Annotated in this window: 14 protein-coding genes, 2 tRNA genes, 3 rRNA genes and 1 other annotated feature; all 19 genes read left to right on the forward strand. The window is 33.8% G+C overall.

Annotation, left to right across the window (positions count from 1 at the left end; genetic code table 11):
- Positions 1 to 466: 466 nt before the first annotated feature.
- The 19 genes from dnaA (at position 467) to CA_RS00095 (ending at position 22,689) form a co-directional block, all read left to right on the forward strand.
- A complete protein-coding gene (gene dnaA, locus CA_RS00005) occupies positions 467 to 1,807 on the forward strand; it encodes a chromosomal replication initiator protein DnaA (RefSeq protein WP_010963330.1) in 1,341 nt (446 codons plus the stop codon).
- 256 nt (positions 1,808 to 2,063) lie between these two features.
- Positions 2,064 to 3,164 carry a DNA polymerase III subunit beta gene (gene dnaN, locus CA_RS00010; RefSeq protein WP_010963331.1) on the forward strand — a complete coding sequence of 367 codons (1,101 nt, stop codon included), beginning with the start codon at positions 2,064 to 2,066 and terminating at the stop codon, positions 3,162 to 3,164.
- A gap of 30 nt (positions 3,165 to 3,194) precedes the next feature.
- The gene (gene yaaA, locus CA_RS00015) at positions 3,195 to 3,401 is read left to right on the forward strand and encodes a S4 domain-containing protein YaaA (protein ID WP_010963332.1); all 207 of its coding nucleotides are present in this window, start codon (positions 3,195 to 3,197) and stop codon (positions 3,399 to 3,401) included.
- Between the two features lie 45 nt (positions 3,402 to 3,446).
- Entirely contained in the window at positions 3,447 to 4,538 is a 1,092-nt protein-coding gene (gene recF / locus CA_RS00020) for a DNA replication/repair protein RecF (RefSeq protein WP_010963333.1), read from the forward strand.
- Positions 4,539 to 4,557: 19 nt separating this feature from the next.
- The gene (gene remB, locus CA_RS00025; RefSeq protein ID WP_024026196.1) at positions 4,558 to 4,821 is read left to right on the forward strand and encodes an extracellular matrix regulator RemB; all 264 of its coding nucleotides are present in this window, start codon (positions 4,558 to 4,560) and stop codon (positions 4,819 to 4,821) included.
- Positions 4,822 to 4,843: 22 nt separating this feature from the next.
- Positions 4,844 to 6,757 (forward strand): DNA topoisomerase (ATP-hydrolyzing) subunit B, encoded by a 1,914-nt coding sequence (gene gyrB, locus CA_RS00030; protein WP_010963335.1) that lies wholly within the window; start codon positions 4,844 to 4,846, stop codon positions 6,755 to 6,757.
- A 25-nt stretch (positions 6,758 to 6,782) separates the two neighbouring features.
- Positions 6,783 to 9,275: a DNA gyrase subunit A gene (gyrA, locus tag CA_RS00035; RefSeq protein ID WP_010963336.1), complete on the forward strand. Its 2,493-nt coding sequence runs from the start codon at positions 6,783 to 6,785 to the stop codon at positions 9,273 to 9,275.
- 436 nt (positions 9,276 to 9,711) lie between these two features.
- Positions 9,712 to 11,217: ribosomal RNA gene (locus CA_RS00040) — 16S ribosomal RNA — on the forward strand.
- A gap of 180 nt (positions 11,218 to 11,397) precedes the next feature.
- A 23S ribosomal RNA gene (locus CA_RS00045) occupies positions 11,398 to 14,303 on the forward strand.
- Positions 14,304 to 14,376: 73 nt separating this feature from the next.
- Positions 14,377 to 14,493 (forward strand): 5S ribosomal RNA (rrf, locus tag CA_RS00050).
- The 16S, 23S and 5S rRNA genes sit together here with 2 tRNA genes alongside, the layout of an rRNA operon.
- 3 nt (positions 14,494 to 14,496) lie before the next feature.
- Positions 14,497 to 14,573: transfer RNA gene (locus CA_RS00055), tRNA-Ile, on the forward strand.
- A gap of 1 nt (position 14,574) precedes the next feature.
- A tRNA-Ala gene (locus CA_RS00060) sits at positions 14,575 to 14,650 on the forward strand.
- 84 nt (positions 14,651 to 14,734) lie between these two features.
- Positions 14,735 to 15,211 (forward strand): HD domain-containing protein, encoded by a 477-nt coding sequence (locus CA_RS00065; RefSeq protein ID WP_010963337.1) that lies wholly within the window; start codon positions 14,735 to 14,737, stop codon positions 15,209 to 15,211.
- 73 nt (positions 15,212 to 15,284) lie between these two features.
- Positions 15,285 to 15,800 carry a transcription repressor NadR gene (locus CA_RS00070; RefSeq protein WP_010963338.1) on the forward strand — a complete coding sequence of 172 codons (516 nt, stop codon included), beginning with the start codon at positions 15,285 to 15,287 and terminating at the stop codon, positions 15,798 to 15,800.
- A gap of 25 nt (positions 15,801 to 15,825) precedes the next feature.
- Positions 15,826 to 18,546, forward strand: a complete 2,721-nt coding sequence (locus CA_RS00075) for a UPF0182 family protein (RefSeq protein ID WP_010963339.1) — start codon at positions 15,826 to 15,828, stop codon at positions 18,544 to 18,546.
- A 106-nt stretch (positions 18,547 to 18,652) separates the two neighbouring features.
- Positions 18,653 to 19,513 carry a L,D-transpeptidase gene (locus CA_RS00080; protein ID WP_010963340.1) on the forward strand — a complete coding sequence of 287 codons (861 nt, stop codon included), beginning with the start codon at positions 18,653 to 18,655 and terminating at the stop codon, positions 19,511 to 19,513.
- Positions 19,514 to 19,542: 29 nt separating this feature from the next.
- The gene (locus CA_RS00085; RefSeq protein WP_010963341.1) at positions 19,543 to 20,946 is read left to right on the forward strand and encodes an NAD(P)/FAD-dependent oxidoreductase; all 1,404 of its coding nucleotides are present in this window, start codon (positions 19,543 to 19,545) and stop codon (positions 20,944 to 20,946) included.
- A gap of 9 nt (positions 20,947 to 20,955) precedes the next feature.
- The gene (locus tag CA_RS00090) at positions 20,956 to 21,186 is read left to right on the forward strand and encodes a DUF1667 domain-containing protein (RefSeq protein ID WP_010963342.1); all 231 of its coding nucleotides are present in this window, start codon (positions 20,956 to 20,958) and stop codon (positions 21,184 to 21,186) included.
- Positions 21,187 to 21,241: 55 nt separating this feature from the next.
- Positions 21,242 to 21,439, forward strand: a binding site (T-box leader).
- Positions 21,440 to 21,618: 179 nt separating this feature from the next.
- Entirely contained in the window at positions 21,619 to 22,689 is a 1,071-nt protein-coding gene (locus tag CA_RS00095) for a pyridoxal-phosphate-dependent aminotransferase family protein (protein WP_010963343.1), read from the forward strand.
- The last annotated feature ends 14 nt before the right edge of the window (positions 22,690 to 22,703 follow it).

The following is a 22,703-nucleotide window of genomic DNA, read 5'->3' on the forward strand; positions in this document are numbered from 1 at the left end:
TCAAGAAAAACGATTCTGCCAACCTTTAGCAATGAGATTTTATTCCTTACATATTAAATTTTTCACTTCTGTTGATAAATTATTCACATAAAAAAAACTTTTTGTGGATAATTTCTTGAATACCTACCTGTGTTTTGATATTATTATGAAAGGGCTGTTAATAACTTTTTTAAAAACAAGTTATACACAATCTGTGCATAACTCTGTTGATAACTTGTTTTTAATTTTATTTTTTTTTTGTTTTTATTAATTATTTTCTCAATTCAAATTATGTGTTAATATTATTACTATAGATTTGTGGATAACTAATTTCTATAGAGACACATTAACATTTTTATGCACATGTGAATATTTTTTAGTGCATATGTCAAAACATCTAATGTATACTTATTTTTGTTTATATCTATGTTAGTAACTTGTTGATTACTTTATTTAAAATAAATTTTTTTAGACAGGAGGATATACTATGGCTGCCCAATTAAATGAACTGTGGCAAAAAACCATAAACATAATAAAAGGTGAATTAACGGAAGTAAGCTTTAACACTTGGATAAAAAGTATCACTCCTATATCTATTGATAAAGATAGTATACGCCTTAGTGTTCCAAATCAATTTACAAAGGAAATTCTCGAAAATCGATATAAAGATTTAATAATAAATTCTATGAAAATAATAACTACTAAAAAATATGACATAGCATTTTTAATTTCCTCTGAAGAAGCTTTGGAAACCGATGAAGATCAAGAAACCGATACAAACAATGTAAATACAGATACTAGTTCTTCTATGCTTAATCCAAAATACAAATTTGATTCATTTGTAATTGGTAATAGTAATAGATTTGCTCATGCTGCATGCCTTGCTGTTGCTGAAGCTCCTGCAAAAGCCTACAATCCATTATTTATATATGGAGGAGTTGGACTTGGAAAGACTCATCTTATGCAAGCTATAGGTCATTACATACTTGATAATAATCCAAAAGCTAAAGTTGTATATGTTTCTTCTGAAAAATTTACAAATGAGCTTATAAATTCAATTAAGGACGACAAAAACGTTGAATTTAGAAACAAATACAGAAATGTGGATGTGCTTTTAATTGATGATGTTCAGTTCATAGCCGGTAAAGAGCGGACTCAAGAAGAATTTTTTCATACCTTCAATGCTCTACATGAAAATAACAAACAAATTATACTCTCCAGTGATAGACCACCTAAGGAAATACCTACATTGGAGGATAGGTTGCGTTCAAGATTTGAATGGGGTTTAATAGCAGATATACAAGCACCTGATTTTGAAACAAGAATTGCAATTCTTAAGAAAAAAGCCGATGTTGAGCATTTAAACATACCTAATGACGTTATGGTATACATAGCAACTCAAATAAAATCAAATATAAGAGAGCTTGAAGGTGCACTTATAAGAATAGTTGCATTTTCATCTCTTACGAATAAAGAGATAAGTGTAGATTTAGCATCTGAGGCACTTAAGGATATTATCTCTAGTAAACAAAATAAGCAGATAACTATAGATTTAATCCAAGATGTAGTCTCTAGCTATTTTAATTTAAGAATAGAGGACTTTAAATCAGCTAGGCGTACAAAAAATATAGCTTTCCCACGCCAAATTGCAATGTATCTTTCTAGAAAACTAACTGATATGTCCTTGCCTAAGATAGGAGAAGCGTTTGGAGGAAGAGACCATACAACTGTAATTCATGCATATGAAAAAATCTCTTCTGCTTTAAAAGAAGATGATGACTTAAAATATACAATAAATGAGATTACAAAGAGATTCTCTCCAAAATAATAACAGTTGTTTATTATTTATCTATAATAAATTGTGGATACTTTTTATATTTTACTTTGCATGTTAATACTGTTGATAACGTAAAGTAGTTGTTAATAAATTATCCACAGTTATTTTTTTCTTGCAAACCTTGATATTTGTTGAGTTTATCCACTTATCAACAAATCCACACTCCCTACTACTATTACTACTTAGTTTTTATTATACCTTATCTACTTTTCTATTCTTTATAATTGTTAATAAGGAGGATATTATAATGAAATTTATATGTGAAAAAAATATATTACAAGAAGCAATTATTACAGCTCAAAAAGCTGTTACAGGAAAATCAACAATGCCAGTATTACAAGGTATACTCATGAGTGTTCAAAATAACGAATTAACTTTAATTGGTTCTGATATAGATTTAAGTATTGAAACTAAAATAAATGTAGAAGTTTTAGAAGAAGGTAAAGTTGTTTTAGATGCTAGGCTTTTAAGTGAAATAATTAGAAAGCTGCCTAATTCCAAGGTTGAGATACAAACTATTGAGAATAATTGTGTTGAAATAACTTGTAATAAATCAAAGCTAACACTTGTGTATCTAAATCCAAATGATTTTCCAAGCTTACCAGAGATAGACGAAAACTCAATCTTCAAAATAAATCAAAAAACATTAAAAACTATGATAAAAGGTACTATATTTGCTATTGCTCAGGATGAAACAAGGCCTATATTAACAGGCGTTTTATTTGAAATAAAAGATAGCAAATTAAATTTAGTTGCTATTGATGGGTATAGGCTAGCTTTAAGAAGCCAATACATAGATAACGAAACCAGTATAAATGCAGTAATTCCAGGAAAAACACTAAATGAAGTTATTAAAATTTTAGAGGATGATGGTGATGTAAATATTACATTTACTTCTAACCATATATTATTCAATCTTGGAAATACTAAGATAATATCAAGACTACTTGAAGGTGAATTTATAAAATATAATTCAATAATACCTGAAGAATACAACTTAAATATTGTGGCTAGAAAAGAAGAATTGTTAGACTGCATAGAGAGAGCTTCACTTATGGCTAAGGATGGAAATAACAATTTGATAAAATTAGACATCGAGGATGATGTAATGATTATAACGTCCAATTCTCAATTGGGAAACGTAAGAGAAGAAATAAATATAATTTTGCAAGGTCAGCCTTTGAAAATTGCATTTAACTCAAAATATTTAATAGATGTGCTTAAAATCATGAATCAGGAAGAAATTGTAATGAACTTTTCAAGTAGCATAAGTCCTTGCATTATTAAAAATAAGGAAAATGATGATTCCACTTATTTAATTTTGCCAGTAAGATTAGCTACAATCTAAAATTTATGTTTCAGGAGGAAAAAAGTAATTATGAAAGAAGTAAGTATTAATACTGAATTTATAAAGTTGGATTCTTTACTCAAATGGTGTGGAGCAGTCACTCTAGGTTCTGAAGCAAAAATGTATATATTAAATGGCGACGTAAAAGTTAATGGAGAAGTTGAAATTAGAAGAGGTAAGAAAATATATAAGGGTGACAACGTAGAATTTGAGGGCGAAACTTATAAAATAGTATAATTTAGACTTGGAATTGATACTTATGTTATAATAATAGGTGTTATTATGTATATAAAAAATTTATACTTAGATAATTTTAGAAATTATGATAATATAGAGATTGACTTTAATAAAAAAGTTAATATTTTAACCGGAAATAATGCGCAGGGAAAAACAAATATACTTGAAAGTATCTTTTATTGCAGCCTTGGAAAATCTCATCGCACAAATAAGGATAAGGAACTTATTAAATGGGATAAAGATGAGGCTTTTATAAGGTTGAATTTGTCTAGGAAACCGCTTGATAAAAAAATAGAGATAAAAATATTTAAGGGTGGCAAAAAAGGCATAAATATAAATTCGATAAAATTAAAAAAGATATCTGAGTTGTTTGGAATATTTAACGTGGTTATGTTTTCACCAGAAGACTTAAAAATTGTAAAAGAATCTCCTGGACATAGGAGAAAGTTTCTGGATATGGAGATATCCAAATTAGATCATAGATATTATTATAAGCTTGTCCAATATAATAAAATATTAGATCAAAGAAATATTATGCTTAGAAATAAAAAATTTTTAAATAATGATATGATAAGTGTTTATGATGAGCAGCTAAGTAAATTTGGTAGTTCTCTAATTGAAAGCAGGATAAAGTATTTAAATAAGTTAAATGAAAAAGGTAAAATAATTCATTCAGATATAACCAAGGGCAAAGAGGAGATTGAATTTACGTATCTAACTCATGTTAAGGGAAGAGAAAATATTTCAGAAGAATTATTTTCTTTATTTAAAGATAGCTATAAAAGAGATGTTGAAAAGGGAAATACTTCTGTTGGTCCACATAGGGATGACTTTAGCATAAAAATAAATGGAATAGACGCTAGAAGCTTTGGTTCACAAGGACAGCAAAGAACATCTGTTTTAACAATAAAGTTTGCTTCGATACAAATTATAAAAGAGATTTCGAGTGAGACGCCTGTACTTTTACTTGATGATGTTTTGTCTGAATTAGATGAAAGTAGGCAAGAATATATATTGAACTCATTAGAAGGAATACAAACGTTAATAACTTGTACAGGTATTGGTGATATAGAGAAATATTTAAAAAATGATTTCAATGTATTTAGAATTGATAATGGTAGGATTGCTGAATATTAGTAAAATAAGGAGGGAAAGTATGTTTTTACACTTGGGAGAAAATGTAGTTGTTCCAATAAAAGACGTTATCGGAATTTTTGATATTGAAACGACTATGTATAGTGCAGATACAAGTCAATTTTTGAGGATGTCAGAAGAGGATGGATTTGTTGAAAGAATAACAAATGAGGCTCCTAAATCCTTTGTTATTGCAGAAGTGGATAAAAAGAGTAAAATATTTTTATCCCCAATCTCATCTTCAACTTTAAGCAAAAGATCAGAAGTTGTTTACTTAGAACCATAAAAGTTAGAGTAGGAGGATACTAATGTCAGAAAAAAATGAAATTTATGATGAAAGTCAGATACAGGTTCTTGAAGGTCTCGAAGCTGTAAGAAAAAGACCAGGTATGTACATAGGAAGTACTGGTACAAGAGGCTTACATCACCTTGTATACGAGATAGTTGATAATAGTATAGATGAAGCTTTGGCCGGATATTGCAGCCATATAAAAGTGTTTATACATAAGGACAATTCAGTAACAGTATCCGATGATGGTAGAGGTATGCCTATAGGTATACACCATAAAATGAAAAAGCCAACTGTAGAGGTAATAATGACAATTCTACATGCGGGTGGAAAATTCGGAGGCGGAGCTTACAGAGTATCAGGAGGTCTTCATGGAGTTGGTGCGTCTGTTGTTAATGCTTTATCTGAAACTTGTGAAGTAGAAGTAAAAACCGAAGGACATATATGGAAACAAACTTATCATAGGGGTAAGGTGGCATCACCTTTTGAAAAAATAGGTGATAGTGATGAGCACGGAACTAAAATATATTTTAAACCAGACCCTGAAATATTTGAGGATACAGAGTATGATTATGATACATTATCCCAAAGATTGAGAGAATTAGCTTTTCTAAATAAGGGAATAAAGATTGAACTCACTGATGAAAGACATGATAAGAATGAGATATTCCATTATGAAGGTGGATTAAAATCATTCGTAAGCTACTTAAATAGAAACAAGGAAGTTGTATTTAAAGAACCAATTTATGTAGAAGGTTCAATTGATTCAAATTATTCTGTTGAAATAGCTCTTCAATACAATGATGGTTACAATGAAAATATATTTTCTTTTGCTAATAATATACACACTATTGAGGGTGGAACACATCTTGCTGGATTTAAAACAGCATTAACAAGAGTTATAAATGATTATGCAAAGAAATTTGGATATTTAAAAGAAAATGATAAAAACCTATCAGGAGAAGATATAAGAGAAGGACTTACAGCAGTAGTTTCAGTTAAACTTACAGAACCTCAGTTTGAGGGACAAACAAAAACAAAGTTGGGAAATACTGAGGTTAGAGGAATTGTTGATAGCATAATAAGTGAAAGAGTAAGCACTTATCTTGAAGAAAATCCTCAAATAGGTAAATTAGTTATAGATAAGGCTTTAGTAGCATCTAGAGCAAGAGAAGCTGCTAAAAAGGCAAGAGAAATTACTAGAAGAAAGTCTGTTCTTGAAAGTACATCCCTTCCAGGAAAATTAGCTGATTGCTCATCAAAGGATGCAGAGGAATGCGAAATATATATCGTTGAGGGAGACTCAGCGGGAGGTTCTGCAAAGCAAGGAAGAAATAGAAGGTTCCAAGCTATATTGCCTCTTAGAGGTAAAATAATGAACGTTGAGAAGCAAAGAATCGATAAGATACTTAACTCAGAGGAAATAAAAGCTATGGCAACAGCTTTTGGTGGAGGAATAGGTAAAGATTTTGATGTATCTAAATTGAGATATCACAAGATTATTATAATGACCGATGCCGATGTTGATGGAGCGCATATAAGAACACTTATACTTACATTCTTCTATAGGTATATGACAGAGCTTATATCAGAAGGTCATGTATTTATAGCACAGCCGCCTTTATATAAAGTTACAAAGACTAGAAAAGAATATTATGCTTATAGCGATAAAGAATTAGAAGATGTGCTTCAAGATGTTGGTGGTAAGGATAAAAATACTGATATACAGAGATACAAAGGTTTAGGAGAAATGAATCCTGAGCAGTTATGGGAAACCACTATGAATCCTGAGCAAAGAACGTTAATAAAGGTTAACATAGAGGACGCTATGGCAGCAGATGAAATTTTCACAATACTTATGGGAGATAAGGTTGATCCAAGAAGAAAATTCATAGAAGAAAATGCTACTAAAGTTGTAAACCTTGATGTTTAACACATTAAAAGAGGTGTGATGATGTATGCTAAATGAAGGAAAAGTTTTACCTGTAGATATAAGCAGTGAAATGAAAAAATGTTATATAGATTATGCAATGAGCGTTATAGTAAGCCGTGCACTTCCAGATGTAAGAGATGGACTTAAGCCAGTTCATAGGAGAATATTATATTCAATGCATGAATTGGGTTTAACACCTGAAAAGGGATATAGAAAATGCGCTAGAATAGTTGGAGATGTTTTAGGTAAGTATCATCCGCATGGAGATTCTTCTGTTTATGGTGCTTTGGTTAGATTAGCTCAAGACTTTAACTTAAGATACACAGTTGTTGATGGTCATGGAAACTTTGGTTCGGTTGACGGTGACTCTGCTGCTGCTATGAGATACACAGAAGCTAAAATGAATAAGATAGCTCTTGAAATGGTAAGAGATATAGGAAAGAATACTGTTGATTTTATTCCTAACTTTGATGGTGAAGAAAAAGAACCGGTTGTTTTACCATCGAGATTTCCTAACTTACTTGTAAATGGTTCAGCTGGTATTGCTGTTGGAATGGCTACAAATATACCACCCCATAATTTAGGTGAAGTTATAGATGGTATAACAATGCTTATAGATAATCCAGAAGCAACAATTCTTGAGCTTATGGCTCAGATAAAAGGACCTGACTTTCCTACAGCAGGAATAATAATGGGCAAGTCTGGAATAAGAGCTGCCTATGAGACTGGTAGAGGAAAAATAACAGTAAGAGCTAAAAGTGAAATAGAAGTTGAAGATAATGGTAAGCAGAAAATCATAATTACAGAAATTCCATATCAGGTAAACAAGGCAAGACTAGTAGAAAGTATTGCAGACCTTGTTAAAGATAAGAGAATTGTAGGAATAAGTGATCTTAGAGATGAATCTGACAGAGATGGAATGAGAATTGTAATAGAGATAAAAAAGGATGCCAATTCAAATATAATATTAAATCAGCTATATAAGCATACTAGACTTCAAGATACTTTTGGAATAAACATGTTAGCTTTAGTTGATAACAGACCAGAAGTTCTTAATCTAAAGCAAATTTTGCAGCATTATATTAAATTCCAAGAGCAAGTTATAAGAAGAAGAACTGAATTTGATCTTGAAAAGGCTTCAGCAAGAGCACATATTTTAGAAGGTCTTAAAATAGCACTTGATCATATAGATGAGGTAATAAGTTTAATAAGAGGTTCTAAGACAGCACAAGAGGCAAAGTTAGGACTTATGGATAAGTTTGGACTTTCTGAAAAACAAGCTCAAGCGATACTTGATTTAAAACTCCAAAGGTTGACTGGTTTAGAAAGAGAAAAGATAGAAGACGAGTACAATGAGCTAATGAAAACTATAGCTGAATTAAAAAGTATTCTTGCTGATGAAAACAAGATACTTGCAATAATAAGAGATGAACTTAATGAGATAAAAGCTAAATATGGTGATGAAAGAAAGACTGCAATAGAAAGAGCTGAAAATGATATTGATATAGAGGACTTAATACAGGAAGAAAATGTTGTTATAACTCTTACTCATGCAGGTTATATAAAAAGAATAAATGCTGATACCTATACTTCTCAAAAAAGAGGGGGAAGGGGTATACAAGCAATGACAACAAAAGAAGATGATTTTGTTGAAAATATCTTTATAACATCAACACATAATAATATATTGTTCTTTACAAACAAAGGAAGAATGTATAAGCTTAAAGCCTATCAGATACCAGAGGCTGGAAGAGCAGCAAAGGGAACAAATGTTGTTAACTTATTGCAGCTTGATCCAAATGAAAAAATACAGGCAGTTATATCAATTAAAGAGTTTGATGAGGAAAGCTTCTTAGTTATGTGTACTAAGAAAGGAATAATAAAGAAGACTGTTGTTGGTATGTATAAAAACATAAGAAAAAGTGGTCTTATTGCTATAAACCTTAATGATGATGATGAACTAGTTTCTGTTAGAATCACTAAAGGTGATGATGATATCATAATTGTAACAAATAAAGGACTTGCGATAAGATTTAATGAAGTTGATGTAAGACCTTTAGGAAGAAATGCTCTTGGGGTAAAAGGTATAACTCTTAAAGAAGATGACTTTGTAGTAGGCATGGAAGTTCCTAATCAAGAAAGTGATGTTCTTGTTGTAAGTGAAAATGGTTTTGGTAAGAGAACACATGTAGGAGAATATAAATGTCAACACAGAGGTGGAAAGGGACTTATAACATATAAGGTCTCAGATAAAACAGGAAAACTTGTAGGAGTTAGAATGGTAGAAGATGGCGATGAGCTTATGCTTATAAATAACTTGGGCATAGCCATAAGAATCAATGTTTCAGATATATCAACTACAAGCAGAAATGCTATGGGTGTAACTCTTATGAGGAATAATGGAGACGAGAAAGTTCTAGCTCTAGCTAAAATAAATAAAGATGATAGTGAACAGCTTGAGGACAGTGAAGAAGTCTCAGAAGTTCATGATGCTGAAGAAAATAATAGTGAAGAATAATAGAATATAAGTATATAAAACTCGTGAAATGGTAGTGTTTCACGAGTTTTTATCTTAAAATGCAAAATAAACTACCCCGTGAGTATCAATATGTGAAATATAAAGTATAATGTAAATAATAGAAGAAAAGTATACGTATTTTATATAAATAAGCAAAAAGAATGAAGTATAAGTTATTTTATGTGATAATATATTACATGTTGTCACGTGAGTGCAGCAAAATTTAATCTTCAAAATTATAAAAAAAAGTAGTTGACAAGATTAAATAAAAATGATATTATAATTAAGCTGTCTAGTGCAGCGAACAATTGAACTTTGAAAATTAAACAGAGAATTAAAGAACCAGCAATTCTTTTGAATAGAATTTATTCTATTTAAATAAATTTAGCGATGAGCTAAAGGAATACAGATTAGCATCTGTATTATATCAAACTTTTAAATTGAGAGTTTGATCCTGGCTCAGGACGAACGCTGGCGGCGTGCTTAACACATGCAAGTCGAGCGGGGAACTTCGGTTCCCAGCGGCGGACGGGTGAGTAACACGTGGGTAACCTACCTCATAGTGGGGAATAGCCTTTCGAAAGGAAGATTAATACCGCATAATACTCGAGAATCGCATGATTCTTGAGCCAAAGGATTTATTCGCTATGAGATGGACCCGCGGCGCATTAGCTTGTTGGTGAGGTAACGGCTCACCAAGGCTTCGATGCGTAGCCGACCTGAGAGGGTGATCGGCCACATTGGAACTGAGACACGGTCCAGACTCCTACGGGAGGCAGCAGTGGGGAATATTGCACAATGGGGGAAACCCTGATGCAGCAACGCCGCGTGAGTGATGAAGGTCTTCGGATCGTAAAACTCTGTCTTATGGGACGATAATGACGGTACCATAGGAGGAAGCCACGGCTAACTACGTGCCAGCAGCCGCGGTAATACGTAGGTGGCAAGCGTTGTCCGGATTTACTGGGCGTAAAGGATGTGTAGGCGGATATTTAAGTGAGATGTGAAATCCCCGGGCTTAACTTGGGGGCTGCATTTCAAACTGGATGTCTGGAGTGCAGGAGAGGAAGGCAGAATTCCTAGTGTAGCGGTGAAATGCGTAGAGATTAGGAAGAATACCAGTGGCGAAGGCGGCCTTCTGGACTGTAACTGACGCTGAGGCATGAAAGCGTGGGGAGCAAACAGGATTAGATACCCTGGTAGTCCACGCCGTAAACGATGAATACTAGGTGTAGGAGGTATCGACTCCTTCTGTGCCGCAGTTAACACAATAAGTATTCCGCCTGGGAAGTACGGTCGCAAGATTAAAACTCAAAGGAATTGACGGGGACCCGCACAAGCAGCGGAGCATGTGGTTTAATTCGAAGCAACGCGAAGAACCTTACCTAGACTTGACATCTCCTGAATTAGTCCGTAATGGATGAAGTCCCTTCGGGGACAGGATGACAGGTGGTGCATGGTTGTCGTCAGCTCGTGTCGTGAGATGTTGGGTTAAGTCCCGCAACGAGCGCAACCCTTATCATTAGTTGCTAACATTTAGTTGAGCACTCTAGTGAGACTGCCCGGGTTAACCGGGAGGAAGGTGGGGATGACGTCAAATCATCATGCCCCTTATGTCTAGGGCTACACACGTGCTACAATGGTGGGGACAAAAAGATGCAATACCGCAAGGTGGAGCAAAACTCAAAACCCCATCCCAGTTCGGATTGTAGGCTGAAACTCGCCTACATGAAGCCGGAGTTGCTAGTAATCGCGAATCAGAATGTCGCGGTGAATACGTTCCCGGGTCTTGTACACACCGCCCGTCACACCATGAGAGTCGGCAACACCCGAAGCCCGTGAGGTAACCTTTTGGAACCAGCGGTCGAAGGTGGGGTTGATAATTGGGGTGAAGTCGTAACAAGGTAGCCGTAGGAGAACCTGCGGCTGGATCACCTCCTTTCTAAGGAGTCGACATGGAAATGTAATTTCCATGAAGGTTCTTTGTTCTCTGTTTAATTTTGAGAGTTTAATTCTCTCTAAATTTGTACTTTGAAAATTGCATAGTAATCAATATAGAGTAATACTCTAAAGCAAGGCAAAGTTAATTCTTTGTTGTTTGAATTTAAATATATTTACTTAAGGTCAAGCTACAAAGGGCGCATGGTGAATGCCTTGGCACTAGGAGCCGATGAAGGACGTGATAAGCTGCGATAAGCTTCGGGTAGGCGCAAATAGCCTGTGAACCGAAGATTTCCGAATGAGGAAACTCTCATGGGTAACCCCATGAACTGTATACTGAATTCATAGGTATATAGAGGTAAACCCGGGGAACTGAAACATCTAAGTACCTGGAGGAAGAGAAAGAAAAATCGATTTCCTTAGTAGCGGCGAGCGAAACGGAAAGAGCCCAAACCGGAAACTTGTTTCCGGGGTTGCGGTCAGATCATTAAAGCTTTATATCTTAACCGAAGATTTCTGGAAAGTTAAACCATAGAAGGTAATAGTCCTGTAGGTAAAAAGAGAAAAAAGCCCGATCTGTACCAGAGTACCACGAGACACGTGAAACCTTGTGGGAAGCTGGGAGGACCACCTCCCAAGGCTAAATACTACCTAGTGACCGATAGTGAAGAAGTACCGTGAGGGAAAGGTGAAAAGAACCCCAGGAGGGGAGTGAAATAGAACCTGAAACCGTGTGTCCACAACCGATCAAAACACGTTAATGTGTGATGATGTGCTTTTTGTAGAACGAGCCAGCGAGTTACGGTATGCAGCAAGGTTAAGCACTTAAGGTGCGCAGCCGAAGGGAAACCAAGTCTGAATAGGGCGTATAGTTGCATGCTGTAGACCCGAAACCGGGTGACCTATCCATGGCCAGGGTGAAGCGGAAGTAAAATTCCGTGGAGGCCCGAACCACAATGGTGTTGAAAAACCATGGGATGAGCTGTGGATAGGGGAGAAATTCCAATCGAACTCGGATATAGCTGGTTCTCCTCGAAATAGCTTTAGGGCTAGCGCCATGAATGAGTACCGGAGGTAGAGCACTGAATGAGGTAGGGGCTGACAACAGTTACCGAACTTTATCAAACTCCGAATGCTGGATACTTGAATCATGGTAGTCAGACTGCGAATGATAAGATCCGTAGTCAAAAGGGAAACAGCCCAGATCACCAGCTAAGGTCCCAAAGTATAGATTAAGTGGTAAAGGATGTGGGATTTCTAAGACAACTAGGATGTTGGCTCAGAAGCAGCCATACATTAAAAGAGTGCGTAATAGCTCACTAGTCAAGAGATCCTGCGCCGAAAATGTCCGGGGCTAAAATCTAACACCGAAGCTGTGAACTTGTACTTCGTACAAGTGGTAGAGGAGCATCCTGTATGGGCTGAAGTCGTACCGAAAGGAGCGGTGGACTGTACAGGAGAGAGTATGCTGGCATAAGTAGCGAGAACTAAGTGAGAATCTTAGTGGTCGAAAACCTAAGGTTTCCTGGGGAAGGTTCGTCCGCCCAGGGTAAGTCGGGACCTAAGCCGAGGCCGAAAGGCGTAGGTGATGGACAATCGGTTGATATTCGGATACCGCAGAATAACGTTATGAGAAATGGGATGACGCAGGAGGATAGGATATGCGTACGTTATTGGAAGTACGTCTAAGCACTGAGGATGAAAGATAGGAAAATCCGTCTTTCGTTAAGTCTGGGGTGTAATGGTGAGGTAGTTTACTACCGAAATATCTGATTTCATGCTGCCAAGAAAAGTCTCTATCCAGGAGCTCTGTGCCCGTACCGCAAACCGACACAGGTAGGTGAGGAGAGAATCCTAAGACCATCGGAAGAATTGCTGTTAAGGAACTCGGCAAATTGACCCCGTAACTTCGGGAGAAGGGGTGCCTACGAGAGTAGGTCGCAGAGAATAGGCCCAAGCAACTGTTTATCAAAAACACAGGTTTCTGCTAAAGCGAAAGCTGAAGTATAGGAGCTGACGCCTGCCCGGTGCTGGAAGGTTAAGGGGAATGCTTAGCGCAAGCGAAGGCATGAACTTAAGCCCCAGTAAACGGCGGCCGTAACTATAACGGTCCTAAGGTAGCGAAATTCCTTGTCGGGTAAGTTCCGACCCGCACGAATGGCGTAATGATTTGGGCACTGTCTCAACAGCAAATCCGGCGAAATTGTAGTGCAAGTGAAGATGCTTGCTACCCGCGATTGGACGGAAAGACCCCGTAGAGCTTTACTGTATCTTAGCATTGAATCTCGGTATTGTCTGTACAGAATAGGTGGGAGACTTGGAAGCAGTTCCGTCAGGGATTGTGGAGTCGTCTTTGGGATACCACCCTGACAGTACTGGGGTTCTAACCGGAGGCCATGAAACTGGTCACGGGACATAGCTAGGAGGGCAGTTTGACTGGGGCGGTCGCCTCCTAAAAAGTAACGGAGGCGCCCAAAGGTTCCCTCAGCGCGGTTGGAAACCGCGCGTAGAGTGCAAAGGCAGAAGGGAGCCTGACTGCGACACAAACAAGTGGAGCAGAGACGAAAGTCGGGCTTAGTGATCCGGTGACACCTCGTGGGAGGGTCATCGCTCAACGGATAAAAGCTACCTCGGGGATAACAGGCTGATCTCCCCCAAGAGTCCACATCGACGGGGAGGTTTGGCACCTCGATGTCGGCTCGTCGCATCCTGGGGCTGAAGTAGGTCCCAAGGGTTGGGCTGTTCGCCCATTAAAGCGGCACGCGAGCTGGGTTCAGAACGTCGTGAGACAGTTCGGTCCCTATCCGTCGCGGGCGAAGGAAATTTGAGAGGAGCTGTCCTTAGTACGAGAGGACCGGGATGGACTGACCTCTGGTGTACCAGTTGTCTTACCAAAGGCACGGCTGGGTAGCTATGTCGGGAAGGGATAAACGCTGAAGGCATCTAAGCGTGAAGCCCACCTCAAGATTAGATTTCCCATAACATAAGTTAGTAAGACCCCTGTAAGAACAACAGGTGATAGGTCAGAGGTGTAAGAATGGTAACATTTTAAGCTGACTGATACTAATAGGTCGAGGGCTTGACCAATATAAAGGTAAATATATTAAGATTACTATGCAATTTTGAAAGTACAAATGCTTTCAAAAACTAAATAAATTAATCCGGTGACCATAGCTTGGTTGTAACACCCGTTCCCATACCGAACACGAAGGTTAAGAACCAAAGCGCCGATGGTACTGCAGGGGCAGCCCTGTGGGAGAGTAGGTCATTGCCGGGTAATGGATCTTTAGCTCAGTTGGTTAGAGCAACCGGCTCATAACCGGTCGGTCCGGGGTTCGAGTCCCTGAAGGTCCACCATGGGGGATTAGCTCAGCTGGGAGAGCACCTGCCTTGCACGCAGGGGGTCAAGAGTTCGAATCTCTTATTCTCCACCATAAAAAAGATAGCAGATAAAACTGCTATCTTTTTTATTTTATTCATTATATAATTTTAAGTAAATATAAAGAGGAGGAGATACATTGATTAAAGGGAGAATAAATCAATTTTTTAAATATGTGTCTTCGTATATTAGTGATGATGATAAATTATATATTGAAAAGAGTTTAAATACAAATGAAAAAGAATTATTTTATAAACTATCTATCCATGAGCAAAAACATTCTATAAATGTTGCAAGAGATGTTGAGAAGATATGTAATCAAAAAGATATAATAAAAGCGGCGCTTTTACATGATATAGGTAAAATATATGTAAAGCTTAACTTAATAGATAAATCAATATTAGTTATATTAGATTTTATAACTAAAGGAAAATTAAAAAGGTTAAGTAAATTAAAAAAGGTTAATTGCTATTATAATCATGGAGATATAGGTTATTATATATTAAAAGATATAGAAAATGAAGAAGTATTATTTCTAGTAAAAAATCATCATAATAATAGTATTAATAATAATTTAAAACTTAATATATTAAAAAAATATGATGATAAAAATTAATTTGAGAACTATATTTTTAGTGTTTATGGTAAAATTAAATATATAAATATGGAGTAAGATATGGTGATATAAAATGATTTCTGAAGAAAGAAGAGAAAATATAAAAAACAAATTAGAAAATAATGATGAGCCTATTAAGGGAAGTACCCTAGCAAGAGAATTAGGTGTGACAAGACAAGTGATTGTAAAAGATATAGCAATACTTAGAGCAAAAGGACACAAAATAATTGCAACGCCTAAAGGATATATAATTAATAAAAATAATTCTAATTCTATAAAGAGAGTTCTTGCAGTAGTACATGAGAGAAATGCAATAGAAGATGAACTTAATTCTGTTATTAAGTTTGGAGGAGTTGTAGAAGATGTAATTATAGAACATCCTCTTTATGGAGAAATAAGAGGAATACTTATGATTAGAACACTTTTTGATGTAAAAAACTTTATGAATAAAATTAGAGATTATAGTGCAGAACCTCTTTCAATTCTTACAGGAGGAGTTCACCTTCATACAATAAGAACTGATAACGAAGAGGATATGAATAATATTGTAGATGAATTGACTAGAAAGAACTACATAATATCTGATTAGAAATAAAAAATATGAGGTGAGTTTTTTGAAGAAGAAAGTTACTATTGTAACTATAATTTTATTCTTATTAGTTATAGTTGGTTCATTTGGTAAGGTAACAGACTTTATAATTAATTTAGAATGGTTTAAAGAAATAGGATATACGTCTGTGTATTTTACAAAGCTTGCTGCTATATTAAAACTTATGATTCCTATTTTTATTATTATATATACTGGACTTTGGTTTTATTATAAAAGTATAAGGAAAATAATTATAAAATGGAATAAGGTTGTTGAAGTTAATGTAAAAACTGAAAAATTAAAAAAAAGAGTAGCTATTGTAATTGATGTTATAGCATCTTTTTTTGTCGCATACTTTACGTCTTCAGTATATTGGTATAGAATACTACAGTTTACTAGTGGGAATAGTTTTAATATCAAGGATCCTATTTTTAATCTTGATGTATCGTTTTATGTATTTAGATTGCCACTTATAGAATCATTGTATGGAGTCATGCTGTTATTTCTAATATTTATGGCTGTACTTACAGTTATTCTCTATATAGTATTAAGTTTAAGAGATAGAGTTTATAATAGAAATATTGGTGGTATTAATATTAGTTTCAAGGAATTTTTTAAGGGATTAAGTGACTTTGCAGGTAGGCAGTTTGCTATAATTTCAGGTTTGATAATGTTTTTGGTAGCAGTAGGTTATGCTATAAGGTCATTTAATTTAGTTTATTCTCCACGTGGTGTTGTATATGGTGGAGGATATACAGACATACATGTATCACTTGTATTTTACGTAATTATAATTGCAGCAGCTATAGTATCATCAGTTGTTATTTTTACAAGCATAATCAAATATAAAATTAAGCCTATATTTGTATCAATAGTAGCTATACTAATATTAATTATAGGCCAAAGCATAACGGCTGAAATAGTTCAAAATTTAATTGTTAAATCTAATGAAAAGAATTTAGAAGCTCCTTATATTAAAAATAATATAGAATATACAAGGAAAGCTTTTAATATAGATAAGTTATCAGAAAGTAATTTTCCATCAAGTGATAGTTTAACGCAAGCAGATATAGATAGTAATAGAGATACAGTAAATAATATAAAAGTAAATTCGGTAACACCTGCACTGGAGTTTTATAATCAAGTGCAAGTGGTTAGGTATTACTATGATTTTAGAGATTTAGATGTTGATAGGTATAATATAGGTGGAAAATACAGTGAAGTATTTTTAGCACCAAGAGAAATAGATAGTAAATCACTTGAAGGAAATGCAGATACTTGGCAAAATAGGCATCTTATATATACACATGGATATGGCTTGGTTATGAGTAAGGTTAATTCAGTAACTAGCGAGGGACAACCGAACTTTGTAATAAAAGATATACCTCCTCAAAATAGCACTAATCTTAAGATTACAAATCCTAGAATATACTATGGTGAAGAAACGGATGATTATGCTATTGCAAACAATACTCTTGGAGAGTTTGACTATCCAGATGGAAGTAAAAATAAAACTAATAATTATGATGGGAAAGGTGGAATAAAGGCAAATATTTTAAATAGACTTATATTTGCCATAAATAAGAGAGATTCTAACTTTTTACTGTCAGAGAATATAACTAGTAATAGTAAGATTTTAATCAATAGAAATATAATGGATAGATTAAATAAAATAGCTCCATTTTTAAGTTATGATAAAGATCCTTATGTGGTTTTAAGCGGTGGCAAGTTATTTTGGATTGTAGATGCATATACGACTTCTGATAGATTTCCTTATTCCCAACCATATAACAATGTTAATTATATAAGAAATTCTGTTAAAGTTGTTATAGATGCAGTAGATGGCACAACCAACTTTTATATTGTAGATAAAAATGACCCTATAGCAAACAGCTATTCTAAGATTTTTCCTGGATTATTTAAAGATGTAAGTCAAGTTCCAAAAGATATAAGAAGTCATTTTAAATACCCAGAAGATTTATTTTCCACTCAGTGCAATGTTTTAGGAAAATATCATGTAACTGATACAGGGGTTTTTTATAATAGTGAAGATCTTTGGGAAACTGCTAAGAATCAAAAACAAATAAATGGCGAAAAGGGAGTAAATGATGCTTCGTACTTTATAATGAGACTTCCAGGAGAGAATAAATCTGAGATGGTTCTAATGGAGTATTTCAATATGAAAGATAAAGATAATATGTCAGCTATATTTGGAGCTAGGATGGATGGGAACAACTATGGAAAGTTAATTTTATATAAGCTTCCAACAGATAAAACAGTTTATAGCCCATATTTATTTAAGCAAAAGTTAAATCAAGATCCTTCAATATCAAAAGAAGTTTCACTATGGAATACTCAAGGATCAAGTGTTCAATTTGGAGATACGTCTATAATACCAATAAAAAATTCTCTTTTATATGTAGAACCAGTTTACTTAAGAGCACAAGGAAAAAATAGTATGCCTGAGGTGAAAAGGGTTATTGTATCCTTTGGGAATAAGATGGTTATGGCTAATAGTATAGATGAGGCATTGAATCAAATATTTAATAATAGCAGTAATAATCAATCTGAAACTAGAACTGAAACAGGAGGAACATCTACTGATAGTTCAAATAATAAGGATAAATTAAAGCAGGCTCAGGATTTATATAATCAGGCTGTTGATGCTCAAAAGAATGGCGATTGGTCAAAATATGGTGATTATATAAATAAACTAGGTAAGACTTTAGATGAATTGAATAAATAGATTTTTAAATTATAGGTTATATTTTGTAGCCTATAATTTTTTTAATCCATTTATTTGTTTAAATTATGCTTTTGTGTAAATAATAACAAATAAGTGGAGGAAAAAAATGATTAAGAAAGAAATATTAAAATTTTTATTATCAAGCTTAATTAGTTCAATAGTAGCATGTTCAATTATAGTAGCGCCTATATTCTTTACTAAAGATGATAAGCCAGGAGATTATGTTCCACCTAGTATTTCATATGAGAAGAAAGTTAAAGCTGAAGTTAAGCAAGAAATGAAGTATAAGTTTAAAGATAATATTGCTGTTTTTTCTTCAATTGATTGTAGTAAAAATACTTATTATATAAATAAGAATAATGTACAGCTTGTAACTAACATAGATAAAGGAACAGCTGATATATATACACTTAATAAAGGAGAAGAGGTTGTAGCTACAAAAGAAAAGAATGGATATATTTATTGTGAAACAAATCATGTTGATAATAATGGTATATTCATTAATGGTTGGATTAAGAAAAATACTGATAATCTTACAGGTCTAAAATATATAAATTCAGATACTTTAATAGATGTTAATATCACATCTCAAAGTCTAAATGTATATAGAAACAATGTCATTTTAAATAAAGAACCTATTAAATGTTCAACAGGCATTAAAGGCGATGAATACAAAGAGACACCAATGGGGATTTTTACAATTAAAAAAAAGGTACAAAATTTATCAAACAAAAGAGAAGGGGAAAACGCAATGTATGGTATGGAATTTTTTGGTGATTATTTTATAAATTCAGTTTCCTTTAATGAAATAAAAAAAGGTGGTAAAATAGTATATGATGAAAATATAAGAGAAAAAAATAATCTAGGAAAGTGCGATACTAATGGAGGAATAAGGCTTTCAATAGCAGATTCTCAGTATATATATAATTTAGTAACCGATAAGAGTATAGTAAGTATTCACTATTAAAGATTATAAAATCTGTAAGGGGGGATTTTATGGATTATGATGTTTTAATTTTAGGTGGAGGTATAATAGGTTGCTCGATAGCTTATGAATTATCTAAATATAGTTTAAATGTATCTCTTATAGAAAAAGAATATGAAATTGGTGATGATACTTCTATAGTAAATTCAGACTTAGTGTATGATGGAATAGAGTCTAAATATAATTTTAATTATGGGTTAGAGACTGAAGGAAATCAGGAAATTGAGAAAATTTGTTCGGTGCTTTCAGTACCATTTAAGAAGGTGAATGCTATTGTGTGTTCACGTGATAAAGAAAATGAGGACACAATAAATAAAATATATAGCAGAGGAATAAAAAGAGGAATAAAAGATGCAAGTTTAGCAAATATTGAGTCAGCAATAGCTAAGAGTATAATATTAAAAGACATAAATAATAAAGGTATTGAACTAAAAGATATTGGAATTGTATGTGCTGATGATTTGGCCTTAGCTTATGGAGAAGTAGCCTTTGATAATGGTGTTAATTTTAGATTAAATGAAAAGGTAATTGAGATAAAGAAAATATCTAAGGGGTTTAATGTAACTACAAGTAAAAATAAGTTTACATGTAAAATAGTTATAAATACTATTCCTGATGCAAGTAGCCCTATTTTAGTAGACGGAAAAGAAGATAAAGGTTCTAAAAAAAATATTAGTAATTTAATTTATTTTGTATTAGATAGAAAAGTTAAAGCTAGTCTAAAACATGCTATAGCAGTCTTAAGTAATAAGGGTGATAGTACATATATATTTAGAGATTTTGAAGATAATATAATAGTAAAAATTGTTACAAAGGACGATTGTCTATATGACGAGGCACTTGATAAACTAAAAGCTGTAATAGGAGATATTGAAGAAGAGGACATTATTTATTTTTACAAATCAAGATTCATTAATGATAAAATAGTTATAACAAATAAATTAGATAGTGATGGATATATAAAAGTACAATGTAAGAGTTATGCAATATCTACAGTTACACCATCAATTAGCAGAAATGTTGGTGAAGCTATAGTGAAAAATTTAAATTGTAAATTGAAAAAAGAGTTTTATGGTAGAAGACGTGAAATATATAGATTTAGGGATATGAGCAATAAGCAGAGACAAAAGCTAATAGCTACGAATCCTGATTATGGAAAGATAATTTGCAGATGTAATCAAGTTACAGAAGGAGAAATAATTGATTCAATAAGAAGACCATTAGGAGCTAGGACATTGAATGGTATAAAGAGAAGAACTGGAGTATTCAATGGAGAATGCCTAGGAACTTGTTGTATTGATAAGATAGTTAAGATTTTGGCAAAAGAGACTAATAAAAGTCTTACGGAAGTAATAAAAAAGACTGAAAATAGCAGTATTGTTAAAGGAAGAATAAAAGAATTTGATGAAATGTAGGTGAATACAATGTCGGGTAAGCAAATACTTACTACCCTTGTAAGAATAAAGGGTTCATCTGGAGAAGTTGTTCCTGTCAAAAGTAGAGAACCAATAGATAAAGAATTATTTATAGAATGCTCTAAGGCTTTAAGTAGGCTATATGTGGGCACACCTATAAAATGTGGAGATTTGATATGTCAAAATATATTGAATACAGGTGTCGATATAATAGCAACAAAAAATATAAATAAAAAATAAAAAAGAGTATTGACAAAAATTATTTATGAATATATAATGACATTAGTTGAATAATTATAAACCGTTGAAGAGAATAGTAACTGTTTAACAATTTTAGAGAGTCAGTGGTTGGTGAAAACTGATATTTGTTATTTAGTGAATCCGCCTCGGAGGGATTGCGATGAGCAATACGGCGATTGTGTCGTTAAATTTCAATTAAGATAATCATTTTAAATGATTAATTAGGGTGGTAACGCGGTCTTTCGTCCCTTACGTAAGGGGATTGAGAGGCTTTTTTTATTGTCAAAATTAAGAATTTTAAACTTCAGAAGAGTAACTGATAAGGATTTTTTTTCCGTAATTATCATTTGCTTATTTTTATAACCTTTTTTCAGAAAAATAATACAAAAAAGTAAATATTTTAATACATATACAAAATAAGGGGGCATTCATATGCATAAAAAATTATTTATACCTGGACCTGTAGAAGTAGCAGAAGATGTACTTCAAAAGATGGCAGAGCCTATGATAGGTCATAGAAGCAAGGAGGCTTCGTCACTTCAAAGGGGCATAAGTGACAAGCTTAGAATTGTTTTTCAAACTAAAGAAGAAATATTACTTTCAACAAGTTCTGGAAGTGGATTAATGGAAGGAGCAATTAGATGCTGTACAGCTAAAAGAGCAGCAGTATTTTCAATAGGAGCCTTCGGTAAAAGATGGTATGAAATGGCCATAGACAACAGAGTACCAGCTGATTTGTATGAAGTTGAATGGGGAGAAGCAATCAAGCCTGAATTTGTAGATGAAGTTTTAGGAACAGGAAAATATGATTTAATAGCATTAACACATAATGAGACATCAACAGGGATAATGAATCCAGTTGGTGAGATAGCAAAAGTTATAAAAAAATATCCTGAGGTAGTATGGTGTCTAGACACAGTTAGTTCTATGGGGGGAACTAATATACCAGTAGACGAGCTTGGAGTTGACGTTTGTATAACATCATCTCAGAAAGCACTTGGACTACCTCCAGGATTGGCAGCATGTTCATTCTCAAAGAAGGCAATAGAAAGAGCTAGAAATGTTGAGCACAGAGGATATTATTTAGATCTATTAAAACTATATGAGTTCATTCAAAAGAAAGATTATCAATATCCATCAACACCTTCATTATCACATATGTTCGCACTTGATTATGCTCTTAATAAAATGCTTGAAGAAGGCATGGATAACAGATATAAAAGGCATATTGAAATGGCTGAGTATGTAAGGGCTTGGGCTAGAAAAAATTTCGAAATATTTGGTGATGAAGATAACCTTTCGAATACGGTGACAACTATAAAGAACACTAGGGGCATAAGTGTTGCTGATTTGAATAAGGAACTTGGAAAAAGAGGATTTGCAATATCAAATGGATATGGCAAGTTAAAGGAAAAGACATTTAGAATTGCTCATATGGCTGAGTTTACTTTGGATGATATTAAAGAGCTTATAGAAAATATAAATGATATTTTAAAGCTATAGAATTATAAAAGGGG

Origin of the sequence: Clostridium acetobutylicum ATCC 824 (genome assembly GCF_000008765.1) — a bacterium.
In the GTDB taxonomy this organism is placed as follows: Bacteria; Bacillota; Clostridia; order Clostridiales; family Clostridiaceae; genus Clostridium_S; species Clostridium_S acetobutylicum.

Bases quoted from the DNA above. Each gene is read 5' to 3' on its own strand.
- CA_RS00080 (WP_010963340.1), top strand. From the start codon at position 18,653: ATGATTAAGAAAGAAATATTAAAATTTTTATTATCAAGCTTAATTAGT.
- gyrA (WP_010963336.1), top strand. From the start codon at position 6,783: ATGCTAAATGAAGGAAAAGTTTTACCTGTAGATATAAGCAGTGAAATG.
- CA_RS00085 (WP_010963341.1), top strand. From the start codon at position 19,543: ATGGATTATGATGTTTTAATTTTAGGTGGAGGTATAATAGGTTGCTCG.
- yaaA (WP_010963332.1), top strand. From the start codon at position 3,195: ATGAAAGAAGTAAGTATTAATACTGAATTTATAAAGTTGGATTCTTTA.
- CA_RS00095 (WP_010963343.1), top strand. From the start codon at position 21,619: ATGCATAAAAAATTATTTATACCTGGACCTGTAGAAGTAGCAGAAGAT.
- gyrB (WP_010963335.1), top strand. From the start codon at position 4,844: ATGTCAGAAAAAAATGAAATTTATGATGAAAGTCAGATACAGGTTCTT.
- CA_RS00070 (WP_010963338.1), top strand. From the start codon at position 15,285: ATGATTTCTGAAGAAAGAAGAGAAAATATAAAAAACAAATTAGAAAAT.
- dnaA (WP_010963330.1), top strand. From the start codon at position 467: ATGGCTGCCCAATTAAATGAACTGTGGCAAAAAACCATAAACATAATA.
- remB (WP_024026196.1), top strand. From the start codon at position 4,558: ATGTTTTTACACTTGGGAGAAAATGTAGTTGTTCCAATAAAAGACGTT.
- CA_RS00090 (WP_010963342.1), top strand. From the start codon at position 20,956: ATGTCGGGTAAGCAAATACTTACTACCCTTGTAAGAATAAAGGGTTCA.
- recF (WP_010963333.1), top strand. From the start codon at position 3,447: ATGTATATAAAAAATTTATACTTAGATAATTTTAGAAATTATGATAAT.
- dnaN (WP_010963331.1), top strand. From the start codon at position 2,064: ATGAAATTTATATGTGAAAAAAATATATTACAAGAAGCAATTATTACA.